At 68.4% G+C, this 19,480-nt stretch carries 20 protein-coding genes; 15 read left to right on the top strand and 5 right to left on the bottom strand.

Translation table 11 applies throughout. The annotated features are described in order from the left end of the window. The first annotated feature begins 143 nt into the window (after window positions 1-143). A complete protein-coding gene (locus tag BHE97_RS01980; RefSeq protein ID WP_236757485.1) occupies window positions 144-932 on the top strand; it encodes a polyprenol monophosphomannose synthase in 789 nt (262 codons plus the stop codon). Between the two features lie 9 nt (window positions 933-941). On the opposite strand, the gene BHE97_RS01975 is transcribed toward BHE97_RS01980, so the two are convergent. Continuing rightward, window positions 942-1,466 (bottom strand): TetR/AcrR family transcriptional regulator, encoded by a 525-nt coding sequence (locus BHE97_RS01975; RefSeq protein ID WP_087622334.1) that lies wholly within the window; start codon window positions 1,464-1,466, stop codon window positions 942-944. 154 nt (window positions 1,467-1,620) lie between these two features. Between BHE97_RS01975 and BHE97_RS01970 the strand changes: the two genes are divergently transcribed. Next, a complete protein-coding gene (locus BHE97_RS01970; protein ID WP_087622333.1) occupies window positions 1,621-3,129 on the top strand; it encodes an MFS transporter in 1,509 nt (502 codons plus the stop codon). Between the two features lie 98 nt (window positions 3,130-3,227). On the opposite strand, the gene BHE97_RS01965 is transcribed toward BHE97_RS01970, so the two are convergent. Next, window positions 3,228-3,776 carry a TetR/AcrR family transcriptional regulator gene (locus tag BHE97_RS01965; RefSeq protein WP_087622426.1) on the bottom strand — a complete coding sequence of 183 codons (549 nt, stop codon included), beginning with the start codon at window positions 3,774-3,776 and terminating at the stop codon, window positions 3,228-3,230. A 46-nt stretch (window positions 3,777-3,822) separates the two neighbouring features. Here BHE97_RS01965 and BHE97_RS01960 point away from each other — a divergent pair, with 46 nt between their 5' ends. The 3 genes from BHE97_RS01960 to BHE97_RS01950 are packed head-to-tail and all read left to right on the top strand — an operon-like array spanning window position 3,823 to window position 8,170. Beyond that, complete coding sequence (locus tag BHE97_RS01960) at window positions 3,823-5,376, top strand: carboxyl transferase domain-containing protein (RefSeq protein ID WP_236757484.1); 1,554 nt, start codon at window positions 3,823-3,825, stop codon at window positions 5,374-5,376. After that, window positions 5,373-7,244 (top strand): biotin carboxylase N-terminal domain-containing protein, encoded by a 1,872-nt coding sequence (locus BHE97_RS01955; RefSeq protein WP_087622331.1) that lies wholly within the window; start codon window positions 5,373-5,375, stop codon window positions 7,242-7,244. Before BHE97_RS01960 ends, BHE97_RS01955 begins: the two co-directional genes overlap by 4 nt. Next, complete coding sequence (locus BHE97_RS01950; RefSeq protein WP_087622330.1) at window positions 7,241-8,170, top strand: hydroxymethylglutaryl-CoA lyase; 930 nt, start codon at window positions 7,241-7,243, stop codon at window positions 8,168-8,170. Before BHE97_RS01955 ends, BHE97_RS01950 begins: the two co-directional genes overlap by 4 nt. Window positions 8,171-8,286: 116 nt before the next feature. Here the strand turns inward: BHE97_RS01950 and BHE97_RS01945 are convergent, their stop codons facing one another. Continuing rightward, on the bottom strand, window positions 8,287-8,958 hold the full coding sequence (locus BHE97_RS01945; protein WP_087622329.1) for an EcsC family protein: 672 nt from the start codon (window positions 8,956-8,958) through the stop codon (window positions 8,287-8,289). Window positions 8,959-9,094: 136 nt separating this feature from the next. On the opposite strand from BHE97_RS01945, the gene BHE97_RS01940 reads away from it, so the two are divergent. The 4 genes from BHE97_RS01940 (at window position 9,095) to BHE97_RS01925 (ending at window position 12,393) form a co-directional block, all read left to right on the top strand. Continuing rightward, entirely contained in the window at window positions 9,095-10,066 is a 972-nt protein-coding gene (locus tag BHE97_RS01940; protein ID WP_087622328.1) for a phosphotransferase, read from the top strand. After that, complete coding sequence (aat, locus tag BHE97_RS01935) at window positions 10,063-10,743, top strand: leucyl/phenylalanyl-tRNA--protein transferase (RefSeq protein ID WP_087622327.1); 681 nt, start codon at window positions 10,063-10,065, stop codon at window positions 10,741-10,743. Before BHE97_RS01940 ends, aat begins: the two co-directional genes overlap by 4 nt. A gap of 89 nt (window positions 10,744-10,832) precedes the next feature. Further along, window positions 10,833-11,111, top strand: coding sequence for an HU family DNA-binding protein (locus BHE97_RS01930; RefSeq protein WP_087622326.1), 279 nt, complete (start codon window positions 10,833-10,835; stop codon window positions 11,109-11,111). Between the two features lie 169 nt (window positions 11,112-11,280). After that, entirely contained in the window at window positions 11,281-12,393 is a 1,113-nt protein-coding gene (locus tag BHE97_RS01925; protein WP_170931198.1) for a type II CAAX endopeptidase family protein, read from the top strand. On the opposite strand, the gene BHE97_RS01920 is transcribed toward BHE97_RS01925, so the two are convergent. Then, on the bottom strand, window positions 12,380-12,700 hold the full coding sequence (locus BHE97_RS01920) for a rhodanese-like domain-containing protein (RefSeq protein ID WP_087622324.1): 321 nt from the start codon (window positions 12,698-12,700) through the stop codon (window positions 12,380-12,382). The genes BHE97_RS01925 and BHE97_RS01920 overlap by 14 nt on opposite strands. A 130-nt stretch (window positions 12,701-12,830) precedes the next feature. Between BHE97_RS01920 and BHE97_RS01915 the strand changes: the two genes are divergently transcribed. Both BHE97_RS01915 and BHE97_RS01910 read left to right on the top strand, forming a co-directional pair. After that, on the top strand, window positions 12,831-13,232 hold the full coding sequence (locus BHE97_RS01915; RefSeq protein WP_170931197.1) for an ATP-binding protein: 402 nt from the start codon (window positions 12,831-12,833) through the stop codon (window positions 13,230-13,232). Between the two features lie 34 nt (window positions 13,233-13,266). Further along, window positions 13,267-14,091: a DUF5926 family protein gene (locus tag BHE97_RS01910; RefSeq protein ID WP_087622322.1), complete on the top strand. Its 825-nt coding sequence runs from the start codon at window positions 13,267-13,269 to the stop codon at window positions 14,089-14,091. On the opposite strand, the gene BHE97_RS01905 is transcribed toward BHE97_RS01910, so the two are convergent. After that, on the bottom strand, window positions 14,030-15,271 hold the full coding sequence (locus tag BHE97_RS01905) for an arginine deiminase (protein WP_087622321.1): 1,242 nt from the start codon (window positions 15,269-15,271) through the stop codon (window positions 14,030-14,032). The genes BHE97_RS01910 and BHE97_RS01905 overlap by 62 nt on opposite strands. A 116-nt stretch (window positions 15,272-15,387) precedes the next feature. Here BHE97_RS01905 and BHE97_RS01900 point away from each other — a divergent pair, with 116 nt between their 5' ends. The 4 genes from BHE97_RS01900 to BHE97_RS01885 all read left to right on the top strand — a co-directional run bounded on the left by BHE97_RS01900 (window position 15,388) and on the right by BHE97_RS01885 (window position 19,358). Further along, window positions 15,388-15,798, top strand: coding sequence for a hypothetical protein (locus BHE97_RS01900; RefSeq protein WP_087622320.1), 411 nt, complete (start codon window positions 15,388-15,390; stop codon window positions 15,796-15,798). Then, complete coding sequence (locus BHE97_RS01895; RefSeq protein ID WP_087622319.1) at window positions 15,795-15,989, top strand: helix-turn-helix transcriptional regulator; 195 nt, start codon at window positions 15,795-15,797, stop codon at window positions 15,987-15,989. The genes BHE97_RS01900 and BHE97_RS01895 overlap by 4 nt, the downstream gene beginning before the upstream one ends. Window positions 15,990-16,146: 157 nt before the next feature. Continuing rightward, complete coding sequence (locus BHE97_RS01890) at window positions 16,147-16,857, top strand: beta-phosphoglucomutase family hydrolase (RefSeq protein WP_087622318.1); 711 nt, start codon at window positions 16,147-16,149, stop codon at window positions 16,855-16,857. Further along, a complete protein-coding gene (locus tag BHE97_RS01885; RefSeq protein WP_087622317.1) occupies window positions 16,854-19,358 on the top strand; it encodes a glycosyl hydrolase family 65 protein in 2,505 nt (834 codons plus the stop codon). The genes BHE97_RS01890 and BHE97_RS01885 overlap by 4 nt, the downstream gene beginning before the upstream one ends. Window positions 19,359-19,480 lie beyond the last annotated feature (122 nt).

Here is a 19,480-nt window from a genome sequence, read left to right as displayed (position 1 = left end):
GCCGGTCTCGCCGGCGGCAGAGCCCAGACTACTCGGCGTGCCGAACACCGCTCGTCGGCTGACGCGCCACGATGCTGCGATGGTCACGGCGACAGGTCATCCTCGCCATTGTCCTGCGCGGGCATCATCGAGGAGGCAGGATCGTGAGCGGCATCGAGAGCGGGGAGAAGGCGGACATGACCGAGGACGAGCGGGCATTGGTGATCCTGCCGACGTACAACGAGCGGGAGAACATCATCGACGCCCTCGACCGCGTGCTGGCGGCGGTCGACGCCGATGTGCTCGTGGTCGACGACTCCAGCCCCGACGGCACCGCCCAGCTCGCCCGCGACTACGGCGATGAGCGGGTGCACGTGCTCGAGAGGTCGGACGAGCGAGGTCTCGGCAGCGCGTACGTGGCAGGCTTCGGCTGGGGGCTCGAGCGCGGCTACGGGATCCTGGTGGAGATGGATGCCGATGGCTCGCATCCGGCCGACCGGCTCGGTGCCCTCATCGAGGAGATCCAGGCCGGGCGCGCCGATCTCGCGATCGGGTCGCGATGGGTGCGCGGAGGATCCGTCGTGGACTGGCCGAAGCGGCGCGAGGTGCTCAGCCGCGGCGCGAACACCTACGTCCGGTTGGCTCTGGGCCTGCACGTTCACGACGCCACGGCCGGTTTCCGGGCGTTCTCGGCCGACCTGCTGCAGAGCTACGATCTCGCGGCGGTCGACGCACGCGGCTACTGCTTCCAGATCGATATGACCGCGCGGGGTCGCGATCTAGGCGCACGGATCGTCGAGATCCCGATCGAGTTCAAAGATCGCGAGAAGGGCACGTCGAAGATGAGCGGCGACATCATCGTCGAGGCGATGCAGAAGGTCACCTGGTGGGGTCTTCGCCGGCTTGCCGGCCGCCGGCTCCAAGAGCGTCCTGTCCTCGACACTTCGCGCTGAACCCCGGCCCTAGAAGTCCAGTCGGGCGAGCACATCGCGCACGTGCTCCAGGGCCCGTGGATGGGTGAACCCCGAGGTGTCGTCGAAGTAGAGCCCGTCCCCGATGAGCTGGATCGTGCGGGCGAGGGCCTCATCTCCGAGGTGCTCGCTGAGCACCGCGAACCACTGCTCGCGCAGCGCGGCGAGGGCATTTCCGGCCCTCTCGTCGTTCTCTTGGGCGATGCGGGCCGCGGCGATCAGCGCGCGATCGAAGGCCGAGCCGGAGTCCACGGAGGTCTCCAGGTAGTAGTCCACGGGGCCCTGCGGCGCCGTCCGCATCGCGGCGATATCGCGCTCACCCATCTCCCGCATGCGCGAGAGCATCGCGTCGACGAGGTCGTCCTTGCTGTGGAAGTGGTAGAGCAGCCCTCCCTTGGAGACCCCGGCCGCTCCGGCCACATTGTCGAGGGTCGCCGAGCGACTCCCTTCGGTCACGAGCAGGGTCTCGAAGGCGTCGAGCAGTTTGTCGCGAGTGGAGGGTTCCTCGGCCGGCATGCGCCGAGTCTAGTGTCCGATGGTCCCCGAGCTCCCGCGCGACGTCCCGCGGGCGACCCATCTCTGGGTGGTCGCGGTGAGGCTTCGTCACGTGTCATAGCTCATATGCCAGCGAATTTGGGCACTGTACCGGCTGGACGGTACAGTAGAGCACATGACCACGATCGATACCTCTGCGCCGGTCCGTGCCGGCCGCCGCGAGTGGCTCGCCCTCGCGGTCCTCATGATTCCCGTCCTCCTGGTGTCGGTCGACAACACGGTCCTGAGCTTCGCGCTGCCGGAGATCAGCACGGATCTGCGGCCCACCGGGAACCAGCTGTTGTGGATCGTCGACATCTACGCCCTCATGCTCGCGGGTCTGCTCATCGCGATGGGCTCGATCGGCGACCGCCTCGGCCGTCGCCGACTGCTGCTCGTCGGCGCGAGCGGCTTCGGCGTCGTCTCGCTGTTCGCCGCGTGGGCCGAGTCCCCGGAGGCTCTCATCCTCGCCCGGGCGCTGCTGGGCTTCTTCGGTGCCACGCTCATGCCGTCGACGCTCTCGATCATCCGCAATGTCTTCCACCACGCCCGCGACCGGCGCGTCGCGATCGCCACCTGGGCGGCCATGTTCTCCGGCGGCGCCGCGCTCGGCCCGATCGTCGGCGGATGGCTGCTCGAGCACTTCTGGTGGGGATCGGTCTTCCTCATCAACGTGCCGCTGATCATCGTCTTCCTGCCTCTGGCGCTGTTCCTCCTGCCGGAGTCCCGTGACCCCGACCCCGGGCCGCTCGACTTCGCCTCGATCGGGTTGTCGATGCTCGCGATGGTGCCGGCGGTCTTCGCGATCAAGCACGGCGCCAAGGCCGGTCTCGACTCGGTGACCCTGGCCTCGATCGGCCTGGCGATCGGTGCGGGCTGGCTCTTCGTGCGGCGTCAGCAGCGGCGCGACAACCCCATGCTGGACGTCGCGCTGTTCAAGAACCGGGTCTTCACCGGGGCGATCGTCGCCAACATGCTGAGCCTGATGGGCCTGGCGGGCTTCCTGTTCTTCGGCTCCCAGCTGCTCCAGCTCGTCATCGGCCTCTCCCCGATGCGGGCGGCCATGGTGCTGCTGCCGGGTCTGATCGTCACCGTGGTGTTCGGCTTCGTCGCCGTGCGCCTCGTCGAGCGCTTCCCGGTCCGGGTGCTGGTGAGCGGCAGCTTCGTGGCCTCGTCGCTCGGCTACGCGATCGCCGCGTTCACCGGACACCCGACCGTGATGAGCGTGCTCATCGCCTTCGCGATCATGGGCATCGGCATCGGCATCGCCGAGACACTCACGAATGACCTCATCCTCGCGAGCGTCCCGCCCCAGAAGGCCGGCGCGGCCTCAGCCATCTCCGAGACGGCGTACGAGGTCGGGGCGGTGCTCGGCACGGCGGTGCTCGGCAGCATCTTGACCGCGACCTACCGGTCGCAGCTCACGATCCCCGCCCAGCTGACCTATGGCGAGAAGCAGCACGCCTTCGAGACCCTGGGCAGCACGATGCAGTACGCCGCCAAGTATCCGAACGGCCTGGGCGAACAGCTTGCGGAGTCGGCCAAGAATGCCTTCGACCTCGGCGTGCAGCTCACCTCGGGCACGGCGATCTTCGTGGCCTTGGCCGCCGCGCTCGTCTCCTGGCGGGCCTTCCGCCGCCTCTGACCCCAGCTAGCGCGCAACTTTTGCCGGGTTATGGCCCCTGGAGCGCCGAAAAAGGGCCATAACCCGGCAAAAGTTGGGCCCGGAGGGTCCTGGGAGGGTCAGGGGAGGAGGGCGCGGCGGGCCATCTGGGTGAGGAGGGTGCGCATCTGCCGGTCGTTCAGGCGGGCCGAGTGCGGCGTCGAGTTGAGCAGGCCGAAGGCCGCCTGCACGCTTGCCCTGGCGGTCGGGCGGTCGAGATCGGTCCGCAGCTCGCGCAGCACGCCGACCCAGATATCGATATAGGCCAGCTGCGTCTCCCGCACCCGGTCCCTCGAGGCGGCGTCCAGAGTCGACCACTCGCGCTCCTGGATCACGATGAGCGCCGGATGGGTGAGCGCGAAGTCGACGTGCCAGTCGATGAGCGCGTCGAGGGCGGCTGGGGCATCGGGGGCGTTTTCGACGCGCCGGGTGCCCTCCGCGAGCAGCCGATCGCTCACCGAGGTGAGGGAATGCTGCAACAACTCGGCCTTGCCGGAGAAGTGTTTGTAGAGCGCGGGGCCGGAGATACCCACCGCCTCGCCGATGTCCTGTACCGAGACGCCGTGGAACCCCCGCTCGGCGAAGAGCTCCGCCGCGACGTCCACGATCTGCTGTTGGCGGGTGACCACTATCGCAGCGTAGCGCATGTGGTTAACGACTGTTAACCTTCGAGGCGTGACCCTCCAGGATCTCGTCTCCGACCTTCGCGAGCGCACCGCCGTCGTCCGGCGTGGTGGCAGCGATGCCGCCCGCGAACGGCATCTGGCCCGCGGCAAGCTGCTCCCCCGCGATCGCGTGGACCGACTGCTCGATCCCGGTTCGCCCTTCCTCGAGATCGCACCCCTCGCCGCGTACGGCCTGTACGGAGGCGACGTGCCGAGCGCGGGCATCGTGACCGGCATCGGCCGGGTCGCCGGACGTGAGTGCGTCATCGTGGCCAATGACGCCACGGTCAAGGGCGGCACCTACTACCCGCTCACCGTCAAGAAGCACCTCCGCGCGCAGACGATCGCCCAGCAGAATCGACTGCCCTGCATCTACCTCGTCGACTCCGGCGGGGCCTTCCTGCCGATGCAGGACGAGGTCTTCCCCGATCGCGAGCATTTCGGCCGGATCTTCTACAACCAGGCGCAGATGTCGGCACAGGGCATCGCGCAGATCGCCGCCGTCATGGGCTCCTGTACCGCCGGCGGGGCCTATGTGCCCGCAATGAGCGACGAGAGCGTCATCGTGCGCGACCAAGGCACGATCTTCCTCGGCGGACCGCCGCTGGTGAAGGCCGCCACCGGCGAGGTCGTCACCGCCGAGGAACTCGGCGGCGGCGATGTCCACGCGAGGACCTCCGGTGTCGTGGACCATCTCGCCGAGGACGACGAGCACGCGCTGGCGATCGTCCGCTCCATCGTCGACACCCTCGAACGACCCGAATCCCCCGCCTATGCCCAGCGCGAGCCGGTCGAGCCGCGGGAGGATCCGGCGGGCTTGTACGACATCGTCCCGGAGGATCCCCGCGTCCCCTACGACGTCCGCGAGGTGATCCGCCGCATCGTCGACGACTCGCGACTGCACGAGTTCAAACCGCTCTATGGTGAGACGCTGGTCTGCGGTTTCGCGCACATCTGGGGCTACCCCGTCGCGATCCTCGCCAATAACGGCATCCTGTTCAGCGAGTCGGCGATGAAGGGTGCGCACTTCATCGAACTGGCCAATCAGCGCGGCATCCCGCTGGTCTTCCTGCAGAACATCACCGGCTTCATGGTGGGCAAGGAGTACGAGAACGGAGGCATCGCCAAGGACGGTGCCAAGCTCGTCACCGCCGTCGCGTCGAGTGTCGTCCCCAAGTTCACCGTCGTCATCGGCGGCTCCTACGGTGCCGGCAACTACGGCATGTGCGGTCGCGCCTACGACCCGCGCTTCCTGTGGATGTGGCCCAATGCCCGGATCTCGGTGATGGGCGGCGAGCAGGCCGCATCGGTGCTCGCCACGGTCCGTCGCGACGCCAAGGAGGCCAAGGGCGACACGTGGAGCGTTGAGGACGAGGAGGTCTTCAAGCAGCCGATCCGGGAGCAGTACGAGGAGCAGGGGTCCCCCTACTACTCGACGGCCCGGCTGTGGGACGACGGCATCATCGATCCCGCCGACACGCGTCGTGTCCTCGGACTCGGCCTCCAGATCGCGTCCCACGCCCCGATCCCCGCCATCCCGCAGTTCGGAGTGTTCCGGCTATGACCTTCTCCCGTGTTCTCATCGCCAATCGCGGCGAGATCGCCCGTCGCATCATCCGGGCCTGTCGCGAGTCCGGCCTGGTCAGCATCGCGGTCTACTCCGATGCCGACGCCGATGCCCCGTTCGTGCACGAGGCCGACGAGTCCGCACGCCTCGGGCCCACCCCCGCGAGCGAGTCGTACCTGTCCGTCGAGGCGATCCTCACCGCCGCTCGTCGCACGGGCGCCGAGGCGGTGCATCCCGGCTACGGCTTCCTGTCCGAGCGCGCGGAGTTCGCCCGGGCGGTGACCGAGGCCGGGATGGTGTTCATCGGCCCGACTGCCGAGGTGATGGAGGCGATGGGCCGCAAGGACCGAGCCCGCGATATCGCCGAGCGCGCGGGTGTCCCGGTGACACCGCGCTTCGAGCCCGATGCCGTGCCCGCGGAGGCCTTCCCGGTGCTGGTCAAGGCTGCGGCGGGCGGCGGAGGCAAAGGCATGCACATCGTGGGACGTGCCGAGGATCTGGCCGATGCCCTCGCGGTGGCGAGCCGCGAGGCCCGCTCGGCCTTCGGCGACGACGCCCTGCTGATCGAGAAGTACATCGAGGCCGGCCGACACGTCGAGGTCCAGGTCTTCGGTGATGCCCATGGTGAGGTCGTGCACCTCTACGAGCGTGATTGCTCGGCACAGCGACGGCACCAGAAGGTCATCGAGGAGGCCCCGGCACCATTCCTCGACTCAGGGGTGCGACGGGTGCTGTTGGACTCGGCCGTAGCGCTCAGCCGCGAGGTCGGCTATGTGGGAGCCGGGACCATCGAGTTCCTCGTCGCGGGGACGGAGGCCTACTTCCTGGAGATGAACACGCGGTTGCAGGTCGAGCACCCTGTCACCGAGGAGATCACCGGTGTCGACCTCGTGCAGTGGCAATTCCAGATCGCCCAGGGTGAGCCGCTGCCGCTGCGCCAGGACGAGATCGCCTGCGAGGGTCACGCGATCGAGGCGCGGCTCTACGCCGAGGACCCCTATGCCGGCTTCCTGCCGCAGGCGGGACGCGTGGTCGACGTGCAATGGCCGTGGCACGAGCGCGTCGAGGCTGCGATCGATCGGGCACCGGCCGAGATCGGCACGGCCTATGACCCCATGCTGGCCAAGATCATCGCCCGCGGCGCCACGCGGGACGAGGCGATCGACGCCCTCGTGGACGCGTTGTCGCAGACCGCGGTGCTCGGCGTCACGACCAATACCGGATTCGTCCGCCGGCTCGCGGACAGCACGGCCTTCCGTGAGGGAGCCGTGCACACCGCCTGGCTCGACGACCCGGCCGCCGCAGGATCTCTGCTCGAGCGCCCCGAGGTGCCGGCATCCGTCCTGCTGGCCGCCGCCGACCTGCTGACCGATCCGGGTGAGGACTCCCCCTTCGGCGCTCGGGATGCCTGGCGGTCGCTCGGTTCGGGTTCCGACGCGGTCACGCTGCTGGACCAGCACGGTAGCGAGCATCGGGTCGACCTCGCGGCATGGCGGCGCGGTCACGCCGAGCCGGGGATCGCCCCGTGGACGACGCGTCGCGGAGGTCGTGTCTGGGCCGCCCTCGATGGCGACATCTGGACCATCGAGCGTCCCGACCCGATGGCGCGGGAACTCCGGTCCGCCCTCGGTGAGGAGACGGTGAACGCGCCGATGCCCGGGACGGTCCTCACCCTCGACGTGGCCGAAGGCGATCGTGTCGTCACCGATCAGCGCATCGCGACCATGGAGGCGATGAAGATGGAGCTCACCCTCGTCGCCCCCCACGATGGAGTGGTGGGGGAGCTCGGGGCCCGACCGGGACAGCAGGTGCCGATCGGACACATGATCGCGCGGGTCACCGCGGGCGGTGAGGACGCGCGATGACCCGCGTGCTGCCGATGCCGGTCCGAGAGGACGGTCTTCCCGATCGGGTGACGATCTACGAGGTCGGTCCGCGCGACGGGCTGCAGAACGAGAAGGCGATCGTGCCGCTGGACGTCAAGGCGGAGTTCATCCGCAGGCTCCTGGCGTCCGGGCTGCCGATCGTGGAGGCGACGAGCTTCGTGCATCCCCGATGGGTGCCGCAGCTCGCCGATGCGGCCGATCTCGTCTCCGATCTCGACCTCGATGGTCCGGCCCCCTTGCCTGTTCTGGTGCCCAATGAGCGCGGTCTCGACCGGGCGATCGAGGCCGGCTGCCGGCATATCGCCGTCTTCGCCAGCGCCACGGAGACCTTCGCGGCCAGGAATCTCAACACGACGGTGGAGGAACAGTTCGCGATGTTCGAGCCGGTCGTGCGTCGTGCCCTCGACCATGGGATCGACGTCCGTGCCTATGTGTCGATGTGCTTCGGTGATCCGTGGGAGGGCGCGGTGCCGGTCGAGCAGGTGGTCGCGGTCGGCTCCCGGCTGCTCGACCTCGGTGCCTCGGAGCTCTCGCTCGGCGACACGATCGGGGTGGGGACGGCGGGCCACGTGGGCGCGCTCGTCGCCGCCTTCGGTGAGGCGGGGGTGGGTGTCGACCGGCTCGCGATGCACTTCCACGACACCTACGGCCAGGCCCTCGCCAATGCCTATGCGGCGCTGCGGCACGGGATCACGACCTTCGACGCCTCGGCCGGTGGCCTGGGCGGGTGCCCCTATGCGGAGAGCGCGACCGGCAATCTGGCGACCGAGGATCTGATCTGGATGCTCGACGGTCTCGGCATCGAGCACGGAGTCGACCTCGATGCGGTGGTCGCGACGAGTGCCTGGATGGCCGAGCGGCTCGGCCGCCCCAGCCCCTCGGCCGTCGTCCGCGCCCTCACCTGACTCCCGATCCCCCGACCCTGGTCCAAGATTTGTCCACTTGTGGCTCCTTGTGAGGCTGATGAACGGGCCACAACTGGCCAAATGTCGGAGGGTTGGACCTGAGGGTTGGACCGGGGTCAGCGGAGGCGGCGGTCGCGCAGTTCGGCCTGGGCGTACTTGCCGACCTGCCAGGTGCCGAGTCCGTCGGCACCGGCGCCCACAGCTCCGCCCAACAGCGGCACGCGCTTGCCGACGAGCATGACCGCGCGGCGGCCGACCGTCCGGCCCACCAACTCCCCGGTGACCTCACGGGCGATGCGGTCATCGAGGGCAGGGTCGTGGACCGGTGACGTGGCCATCGCCATCGGCGACGACGGCAGGCGGTGGCTACGGATCATCTGCTCGACGGTCTCCTCGCCCAGCATCACCGCCAGGATCGCATTGCGGACCCGTGGATCCTCGATGTCGTAGCCCCGCAGATGGGCCACGCTCGCGACCAGGTGGCATTGCACCATGGTCACCCCTACGACATTCGCCGGCAGGGTGGCCGCCGCGATCGAGAGACCGCCGAGATTGGTCACGAAACCCTGGAGACCGGCCAGGCTCGTGTGCGTGCGGACGAGCGCGGCGACGGCCTTCTCGACATCGCCGCCATGGCTCGCCAGCTTGCCGCCGGCCGTCTCGATCACCGGCCGCAGGGGCCCGGCGCCGTCGATGGCGCGGTCCAAGACCGCACGGACATAGCCGGAGGCGACGCGGGGAACCAGCTTCGATCCCGCGCCGACGGCCATATTGCTTCCCAGACCCATATCTCCAGGATATAGAGCGTGCGCTGATCGGTGGTGTCGCTCGTGACGCCGCCACCGATCGGTGCACGCTCACATCGATTTCTATCCATGGGAGTGCATCTGCGCGAGGATGAGGGGGACGATCGAGGGAGCACACATGACGGTCCAGACACCGCCCTTCTCGCAGCAGGTCGCGAGCCCGGAATGGCGTTCGGCGGCGACGGAGTGGATCGCCGAGATGGTCACCTGCTCGGGACGACGACTCACCGGCCCGATCCGCCAGCCGCGCATACGACCGTGGTCGACCCAGCTCGTGGTGGCCACCGACCATGGCGATGTCTGGTTCAAGGCCAACTGCCGGGCTGCCCGGTTCGAGGCGGGGGTGCATCAGCTGCTCACCCGATTGACTCCCGATCTCGTTCAGCGGCCCCTGGCCACCGACCCGCGCCGGGGGTGGCTGCTCACCGCCGACCACGGGGAACGTCCCCTCGAGGACACGGGTGCCGACACGGCGGACTGGTGCGCTCTCGTGCGGGAGGGAGCACGCTGGCAGCAGCGCCTGGCCGCCCACGGTGCCGAGCTGCTGGAGGCCGGTCTTCCGGACTACTCGCCGGGCACGGTCCCGGAGCGCTTCGACCAGCTCCTCGACGCCCTCGAAGGCCTGCCCGAGGCGCATCCCTCCGCGCTCGGGGTCGAGGAGGCGACCCGGTTCCGGCGGCATCGCGACGAGCTCGTCGAGGCGTGCGCGGCCTTGGCGGGCTCCTCGTTGCCGACCACGTTCCAGCACGGAGACCTGCACTGGGGCAATGCGTGGGGATCGCGCGAGAGCCCGCGCCTCTTCGACTTCGGGGATGCGAGCTGGGCGCCGGCCATCGAATTGCTGTGCGTCCCTCGCGCGGTCGCACGCATGGGGGAGGATGTCGACTGGCGCGAGGTGGTGGCGGCCTATCTGGACATCTGGGACATCGACCACACAGCGGGGGGCGTGGCATGGAATGCGGCGACCTTCACACATGCGGTCAACCGCGCGGGAAGTTGGTGGGGGCTTCTCCAGGAGGCGACCGAGACCGAGTGGCAACAGTGGGGCGAGGCGCCGCTCGCGCACCTGCGCGAGATGATGAGGACATGACCGCACCGGTGCCGCTGCCGCCGCCCGGGTGGGATTTCGCCTCGGCGCACTGGCCCGATGACGACTGTGTCGCGGCAGGCGCCGACCTCGAACCCTCAACGCTGGTCGACGCCTACCGCAACGGTCTCTTCCCGATGCCGGACGCTGGGCAGCTGCTGTGGTGGTGCCCGCTGGAGCGCGGTGTGCTCGAGCCGGGGCGCATCCGGATCTCCCGCTCCCTTCGGGCATCGACGCGACGGTTCACGGTCACGGTCGACCAGGACTTCGAAGGCGTGGTCGCCGGATGCGCCGATCCGCGCCGTCCCGGTGCCTGGATCGCGCCCTCGATCGCGCGTGCCTACCAGCGATTGCACGAACTCGGCTGGGCACATTCGATCGAGGTCCGCGACGACGACGGTGCGCTGGTGGGTGGGTTGTACGGCGTCGCCGTGGGACACCTGTTCGCAGGCGAATCAATGTTCCATCGGGCGCGGGACGCCTCCAAGGTGGCGCTGGTCAGGTTGGTCGAACTTCTGGAATCGCAGGCAGGATCGGACTACCTCGTCGACACGCAGTGGCAGACGCCACACCTCGCCACGCTCGGGGTGAGCACGATGACGCGGGAGGCATATCTTCACCGGATCGGTCCGCTGACGGCCGCTCCGCCGCTGGACTGGACGTTCTCTACCACCGGATAAACCCTGCGACACGGCCGGGTAGGGCTTGGAATTTCGCGGAGTATTCATAGACTGGCGGACGCACACATCAATCTGCACTAGGAGTTTTCGTGGCTCTCTCCCGCAACGACCTCGTCGCCGCCCTCGCTGAGCAGGCCGGCGTGACCAAGACCGACGCCGACAAGGTGCTCTCGGCCTTCAGCGATGTCGTCCTCGACGCCGTCTCCAAGGGCGACAAGGTCTCCATCCCCGGCATCCTGTCGGTCGAGCGTGTCGAGCGCGCCGCTCGCACGGGCCGGAACCCCGCCACCGGCGAGACGATCGACATCCCGGCCGGCTACGGCGTGAAGGTCAGCGCCGGCTCGCGCCTGAAGGCCGCCGCCAAGTAAGACGTCCCGCTCCGGGCCTTCCTCGACGTCGACGACGGCGGGGCGAGAGGCCCTGTGCGTGATGGCGACATCGACGCGCCCCCGTTCCCTGTGGACGGGGGCGCGTCGCATTCCAGGGTCCTGTGGACAGGGTCCGTCGTCCGGGGGCCGGGTATGTGACGATGCGGGCATGGCCACTCGCTTCCACCGACTCGCACGCGAGTCCACCGACTTCGCCCACTGGAAGCTGCCGGTCATCGCGGTGCTCGCGGTGTGCTTCTTCTTCGCGGCCTCGATCGTGCTCGTGCTCGGTGCTCTCGTGGTGGTGGCTCTCGAGGGCTCACCCGGTGGTATCGACGACTTCCTCGATGCCACGGCGCGATTCGATCTGCTCGACCCGGGCATCTTCGTGTTCGCGATGCTCTCCATCATCGCGATGGTCCCGAGCGTGTGGTCCGCGGCCGCCATCGTGTGGCACCGGCACGCGCGCTATCTGCTGTCGGTCGAGGGACGGCTGCGATGGGGATGGCTGGCGCGGTGCGCCGTGATCGCGGTGGTGGTGCTGGGAGTCACCATCGGCGGGGCGGTGGCCCTGGATGCCTCCAGCGGTCCGCCTACCTATGAGTTCACCGGGCGATCGGCGCTGATGCTCGTCCTCATCCTGCTGCTCGTCCCGCTGCAGTCCGCGGCCGAGGAGTACGCCTTCCGTGGTTTCGGGCTGCAGCTCATCGGTTCGTGGGTGAAGTCACCGGTCCTGCCGCTGCTGGTGACCACGCTGGTGTTCGCCGCCGGACATATCTACGAGTTCTGGGGTCTGGTCGACGTGGCGGTGTTCGGGCTGACCGCCGGCTGGTTGACGATCCGCACCGGAGGGCTGGAAGCGGCCATCGCGGTGCACGTGGTCAACAACGTGCTGCTCTTCGCGCTCGGCGCGGTGGGTCTCGTCGACCCCACGGGGGAACAGGGTGATCTCGGCCCGGTCGATGTCCTGCCGACGGTGGTCGCGATGGCGGTGATCATCGCGCTGGTCGAGTGGCAGTCGCGACGCGTCGGCCTGGTGACCGAGCGTGCGTCCCAGCCGCCGCGCCCGATCCCGCCGGCCGGCCCGGTGCCGCCTCGTCCGCCGATCGCAGGGCCGCCGCCCCTCCCGCCGGCGTACTGGTCACCGACAGCCGTCTCCCCGCCCCGGCACCCGGTCGTGCCGGTGCCGCCGAACGCGCCGCCCTATCCCGGACAACTCACTCCCGGGTGGCCGCGTTCCCCGGAGGGGGACGGCCGTGACGAACGGGTCAGGCGGTGGTGACGGGACGTCCCGCGGCGTGCCACGCCTCGATGCCGCCCTCGAGGTTGACCACGTGATAGCCCTGCTGCGAGAGCCAGGCCGTGGCGCGCGCGGACCTGCCGCCCAGGTGGCACATGACCACGGTCGGTGTCTGCGGGTCGAGTTCCCCGACCCGGTCGGGAAGCGTCCCCAGAGGAATGTGCGTCGCCCCGGAGACATGCCCCGAGGACCATTCATCGGGCTCGCGCACGTCGAGGACGACGAGCTCGGCCGGAAGCGGATCGGGCAGGTCGGCGACGGTCACCGAGGGGATCGACGAGTCGGTCATGGTTTCATTGTGTCGCACGGCCAGTTGCACGGTGAACGAGCCGAGTGGTTTCCTAGGTGACGCTGTCGGGCCCTTGTTCGAGTTGAGGGGCGGTGTCGTCTGGGCAAGGATGGAGCGACAGGAGGTGACCATGATCGAGACGTCGGCGTCCGTCCGGCTGCCGTTCGAGTCCTCCACGCCGAGCCTGGCACGAACGAAGCTCGCGGCCTTCCTGACCCGGCACGAGGTCAGTCCCGAGGTCATCGACAACGGTCTGATCGTGCTGAGCGAGATGATCGCCAATGCCGTCTCGCACGGTTCGCCCGACGACAGCGGCTTCATGGAGATCACCTGGTCGGTCAACCGCGAACTGCTCGAGCTCAGCGTCCTCGACGCAGGCACCGGAGCGACTCTCAAGCCGGTGGACTTCGACGAGGACTCGCTGAGCGGTCGAGGACTCTCGATCATCAACCGGGTGGCCGACCGCTGGTGGGTGGACATGTCCCAGGGCACGCGGGTCAGCGCCGAGCTGGCGATCAGCGACGCCCTCTGAGCTCAGGAGACCTGTGGGTAGGAAAACACGTCGCGTGCGTCACCACGTCGAGAGGATGCCCTTCGCGGCCCGACCCTTCGAGGGACTCCCCGATGAGCGCGAGTGGATCGCACTGCGCAATTTCGTCGAGCGCGGACGCGCCGCCGTGACCTTGCGCGACGGACGGCAGATCAGCATCGTCAGTCAGCTCCCCGGTGGCGCGGCGGCCAGCGTGAAGGAGGACGGCGAGATCCAGGTCGCCATCCAGGTGGCGCACGATTTCGGTGATCTCAGCCGGGACCTTGCCCATGCGATCGCGTTGGCCTTCGATCACGAGCCCGGTTCGCTGGTCTCGATGACCGATCCGGGGGTCGGTGAGCGGATGCAGGACATCGTCGATCCCGACAGCACCTTCGAGATCGAGCTCCTGGAGGACTTCGACTTCTGGAAGCCGTCCGATCCGGAGGTCGAGGTGAGTGTGGACCTCGACACGTCGATGCTCGAGGCGAAGACGCTGTCGCATCCCAGTTGGCGGATCCGGCCACATGCCTACATCACGCAGTACGGATCTTTCGAGTCCTATCTGCGGTGGTTCCTCGTCGAGGACGAGAATGCGGTGCTGACCGCCCTCGCGCGACTCCGTCTCGCGGCGACGGATCGTGTCGGAGGTCGCCAGCTACTGGGCACGTTCAAAGCCGATGGTCTTCCGGTCCTCGTGTGGGAGGTGGACCGTTTCGACGACCATGAGAAGCTCGCTAAGCATGTCGCGAATGTCGAGGAGGCTCTGACGGAGGCCCTCGGGCGCGGCGATGAGCCGCTCACGCAGGCGGAGCGCTCGGCACGGCAGAGTCTGCTGTCGCGTCAGGTGATCGTGCGCTGACCCGCTCGACGGGACAGGACATGCACCTCGGGCCGCCACGTCCGGAGCCGAGTTCGGACCCGGGGATCGTCACGACGTCGATGCCGGCTTCGCGGAGCCGCTCGTTGGTCTGCTCGTTGCGTTCGTAGGCCACCGTCACCCGCGGTGCCAGGGCCAGCGTGTTGTTGCCGTCGTCCCACTGCTCGCGTTCGGCGGTGACCGGGTCGAGACCGGTATCGATGCGCCGGAGCTCGTCGATCCCCATGGCTTCGGCCGCCGTCTCGAAGAAGGGACGCGCCGGGGCCACGCGGAGGCCCTCGCCGTTCCAGGTGATCGTGTGGGCCCGCAGTTGCGCGGCCATGGTCGGGTAAATCACCACCGTGTCGATGTCGACCATCGTGACGATGGTGTCGAGGTGCATCGTGGCGCGGTCCTGCGCGATCGGAACCGCGAGCACCGTGCGGGCGAGGCCGTGGGAGAGCACCTGCTCGGCGAATCGTTCGCAGCCGGCCGGCGTGGTCCGTTCGCCGACGCCGACCGCGATCACGTCCGGCGCCAGCAGGAGGACGTCGCCGCCCTCGAGATGCTCCCGCTGGGGGCCGTGGAGGGCCGGGCTGTCTCTGAATCGGGGGTGGAATCGGTAGATCAATGCGGTCAGCTGGGTCTCGCGGGACCGCGCGGGCATGGCCAGACTGGTCACGGCCACGTGCTCGGGGAGCCAGAGCGAGGAGTCTCGGGTGAACAGGAGGTTCGGCAGCGGGTCGATCAGGAAGTCCTCGTGGGCCAGCAGACTCGTGACGAGGGTGGAGGTCCCGCTGAGCTCGTCGTTGCGCAGACCGGCAGTGAGCACGGTGGTGAGCGCATCGGGGTCCAGATCGGCGAGGCCGTCGCGCAGATAGCGACGGAGCCCGATGCCCAGCCGTGGATCGGCTGTCGTCTCGTTGATGACGTGGTCCCGGGCGGCTGGGTCCCGGAGGGTCTCGGTGAGCAGCGCGACAAGATAGAGCACTTCGACGCCCCGTGCACGCAGCGCGTCGGTGAACGCGTCGTGCTCCTCCTGGGCTCGCGAGGCCCAGGGGATCGCGTCGAAGAGCAACCGGTCGTTGTTCCGCGGCGTCAGACGGGCCAGCTCCGGCCCGGGTCGGTGCACCAGGACGGTACGCAGCTCCCCGGTCTCGCTATCGGCGCCCTGGATCGTCATGTCCGCAATCTACGAGCCGGGGAGAGAGTCCGCCAGCGAGCGGTGTCGAGTAAACGTGACACACTCCGTGCGTCGGACGTACCGTGAATGTCAAGTTCTTTTGACAAGGAGGCGGGATGATCGTCCGGTGGGGTATGGCGGTGATCGTGGGAATGATCGGCGCGGCAGCGATGGGCGGAGCGGCGGCAGCTTTCGCGGAGTCCACGGCGAAGCTCGTCACCTTCCTCGTCTTCGCCGCATGTACGGCCCCGGTCGCCACGGCCCTCGGTTGGCTGCTGTGCGTCGCACCCGTCACCGTTCGCGAGGACGAGCACAGCGAGGACAATGTCGAGACCTCCTGGTGGGACCAGGCAGCCGCGGCGGCCTTCCGCGATGTGCTGATCGTGCTCGGCCTCGTGCTCGCGGTCGTGGCGATCACCGGCAGCGGCGAGGATCTCCCGACGTCTGCCGCGCTGGCCGCTGTCCTCGTCGCGGCCATGGCCGATGTGGGGTTGCGCTATGCCGTCGCGGCACGGTTCGACTCGTGAAGAACCACGTCGCCGCTCAGCGCGAACGCGCTGGCCTCACCCAGAGTGAGCTCGCGGCACGTCTGGGAGTCTCGCGGCAGACCGTGATCTCCATCGAGCGGGGCCGCCACGACCCCTCACTCGCCTTGGCCTTCCGGATGGCCGGAGTGTTCGGCCTGCGCATCGAGGAGCTCTTCGAGCCGGCACCGTGAGCCGGTCGGCGAAGGTGGCGGGGCTTGTGGCTGCTGAGTGTCACGAGAGGGCATCCTGCGTCCGCTTCGGCGAACTCGGGCGATATGAGGAGAGAACGTGGTTCGACTCACCGCGCCCAGGCTTTCTCCCAGGAGCCCTGGCCGTAGGCTTGGTGGGGTGAACTGGAGCGACTACGACGCCGCGCTGTTCGACCTCGATGGTGTCATCACGCCCACGGCCGTCGTGCACATGCGCGCCTGGAGCGCGATGTTCAACGACTTCCTCGCCGACCTCCCCGACCAGCGGCCGTACACCGATGACGACTACTACCGCTATGTCGACGGCAAACCGCGCTTCGAGGGTGTGGCGTCGTTCCTGGAGTCACGCGGGATCGACCTGCCCTACGGCGACCCCGTCGACGACCCCGCGCAGCGGACGGTGTGCGGCCTCGGCAACCGCAAGAACGAGGCCTTCTCCGAAGTGCTCGCCACCGAGGGCGTCGAGGCGTACCCGGGCTCGCGGCGGCTCGTCGAGCAGCTCGCCGCGCAGGGCGTCAAGCTCGCGGTCGTGTCGAGCTCGCGCAATGCCCCCACCGTTCTGCGTGCCGCCGGGATGATCGACTACTTCCCGGTCATCGTCGACGGTCGCGTGGCCGAGGAGGAACAGTTGCCCGGTAAGCCCCAGCCCGACACTTTCCTCGATGCTGCCGAAAAGCTGGGCGTCCCCAAGGAACGCGCTGTCGTGCTCGAGGACGCGGTGTCCGGGGTGCAGGCGGGGCGGGCCGGATCCTTCGGCCTCGTGGTCGGGGTCGACCGCGGCGCCGGCCGCGAGACCCTGCTGGAGAACGGCGCCGATATCGTCGTCACCGATCTGGAGGAGCTCGCATGAGTTCGCATGAGGCGCCGCGCATCCACGACTTCCTCGACCGTGGGCGGTTCCCGCTCGATGAGTGGCGGCTGGTCGAGGACCACCCGAATCACGAGGACCTCGGCGTCACCGAGACCCTCTTCGCCGTCGGCAACGGTTACCTGGGTATGCGCGGCAATGTCATCGAGGGTCGTGACTCGCACACCCACGGCACGTTCATCAACGGCTTCCACGAGACCTGGCCGATCCAACACGCAGAGGAGGCGTACGGCTTCGCGCGCGTCGGCCAGACCATCGTCAACGCTCCCGACGCCAAGATCATGCGTCTCTACGTCGATGACGAGCCGCTGCTGCTCACCATCGCCGACCTGGTCGAGTACGAACGGTCGCTGGACTTCCGCTCGGGTGTGCTCGAGCGCGATATCATCTGGCGCACGCCGAGCGGCAAGCGCGTCCGCGTCTCCACCAAGCGAATGGTCTCGTTCACGCAGCGCCACCTGGCGGTCATGACCTTCGAGGTCGAGATGCTCGACAGTGCCGCACCGATCGCCATCTCGTCGCAGATCCTCAACCGCCAGGACGGTGAGGACGAGTACCACGTGCGCTCCAAGGCGATGGGTGAAGGTCACGACCCGCGCAAGTCCGATACCTTCAGCCGTCGCGTGCTCGAACCGATGTACAGCTGGGGGAGCACGGCCGATGGTCGCGTGATCCTCGGCTATCGCGCCGTCGACAGCGGCATGACCCTCGCGGTGGCCGCCGACCACCTCTTCGACACCGAGAACGAGTGGGAGCAGTCGGTCCACGTCGACGACGACCTCGCCAAGATCACCTATAAGGTCAATGCGCAGCCGGGCAAGCCCATCAAGCTGGTGAAGCTCGCGGCCTATCACACCTCGAGGGGCGTCCCGCCGCGCGAGCTCGTCGACCGCTGCCGCCGTACCCTCGACCGTGCCAAGCACGAGGGTGTGCGGAAGCAGTTCGACGATCAGCGCGCCTGGCTCGACGCGTTCTGGGAGCGCTCGGATGTCACGGTCGCCGGTCAGCCCGCCATCCAGCAGGCAGTGCGCTGGAATCTCTTCCAGATCGCGCAGGCATCGGCGCGGGCCGAGGGTCAGGGTGTGCCCGCCAAGGGGGTCACCGGCTCGGGATACAGCGGACACTATTTCTGGGACACCGAGGTCTACGTCCTGCCGTTCCTGACCTATACCTCGCCGCACTGGGCCCGCAACGCTCTGCGCTTCCGCTACTCGCTGCTCGACGCTGCCCGCCGGCGCGCGGCGGAGATGGCGCAACGGGGCGCGCTGTTCCCGTGGCGCACCATCAACGGCGAGGAGGCCTCGGCCTACTACGCCGCCGGCACCGCGCAGTACCACATCAATGCCGATGTGGCCTATGCGCTGACGCAGTATCTCGCGGCGACCGGCGACACCGAGTTCCTCACCCGGGAGGCGATCGACGTCCTCGTCGAGACGGCACGGATGTGGGTCGACCTCGGATTCTGGCGCGACGAGGAGGAGGGCGCGTTCCACATCCACGGGGTGACGGGCCCCGACGAGTACACGACCGTCGTCAACGACAACCTCTTCACCAATGTCATGGCCCGGTTCAATCTCCAGGCGGCCGCACGCGCCGTTCGAGAGCTCGCCGAGCGCGACGGCCCCACCTACGATCGCCTCGTCTCGCGGCTGTCCCTCGTCGAGACAGAGGTCGAGGACTGGGAACGTGCCGCGCGTGACATGGCCATCCCCTTCGACGAGCATCTCGGCGTCCATCCGCAGGACCAACACTTCCTCGAACGGGAGGTGTGGGATCTCGACCACACGGGCCTCGACAAGCGGCCGCTGCTGCTGAACTACCACCCGCTGGTCATCTACCGCTTCCAGGTCATCAAGCAGGCTGATGTCGTGCTGGCCCTGTTCCTGCAGGGAGACCACTTCACCGATGAGCAGAAACGCGCCAATTTCGAGTACTACGACCCGATCACCACGGGCGACTCCACGCTCTCGGGCGTGGTGCAGTCCATCATGGCCGCCGAGGTCGGCTATCACGACCTGGCGCTGCGGTACTTCCTCGGCGCGCTGTTCGTCGATCTCGCCGATCGGCATCACAATGCGAGCGATGGCGTCCATGTCGCCTCGACCGGTGGTGTCTGGAGCTGCCTGACCTCGGGCTTCGGTGGCTTCCGCGATCACAACGGCACGTTCACCCTCGATCCGCGGCTGCCCGACGGCTGGCAGGAACTGGTCTTCCGCGTCACCCTGCACGGGGCGCGGGTCCGTGTGTCGGTGCGGTCCGATGAGGTCGAGCTGGTGGTCGAGGAGCAGCAGCCCGATGCCGATGGACGACTCGTCACGCCGAGGATCGTGGTGCGCGGCAAGGAGGTCGCGGTGCCCGATGACGAGCCCGTCGTCGTCGCCCTCGACGGCCAGGGGCCGCGGCTGGAGGGCACGCCGCCACCGGTGGCGGGCCGCCGACGGGCCGACGGCACGATCATCTCGGCCATCGTCCCGGGGGCCTGAGGGGAGATCACCGCGCGGTGAGCAGTCCCGTACTTTCCGTCGTGGAGTGCGGGATAGCTCACCGGCTGCCGAAGGCCGAACCAGAGATTCCTTGGGAGTCGGACCGGACCGGCCGACCTCGC

It is taken from the genome of Aeromicrobium sp. PE09-221 (assembly GCF_002174305.1).
GTDB lineage: Bacteria > Actinomycetota > Actinomycetes > Propionibacteriales > Nocardioidaceae > Aeromicrobium.
The sequence above is the reverse complement of the archived record's forward strand: the minus strand, read 5'-3'. Positions and strand labels throughout refer to the sequence as shown.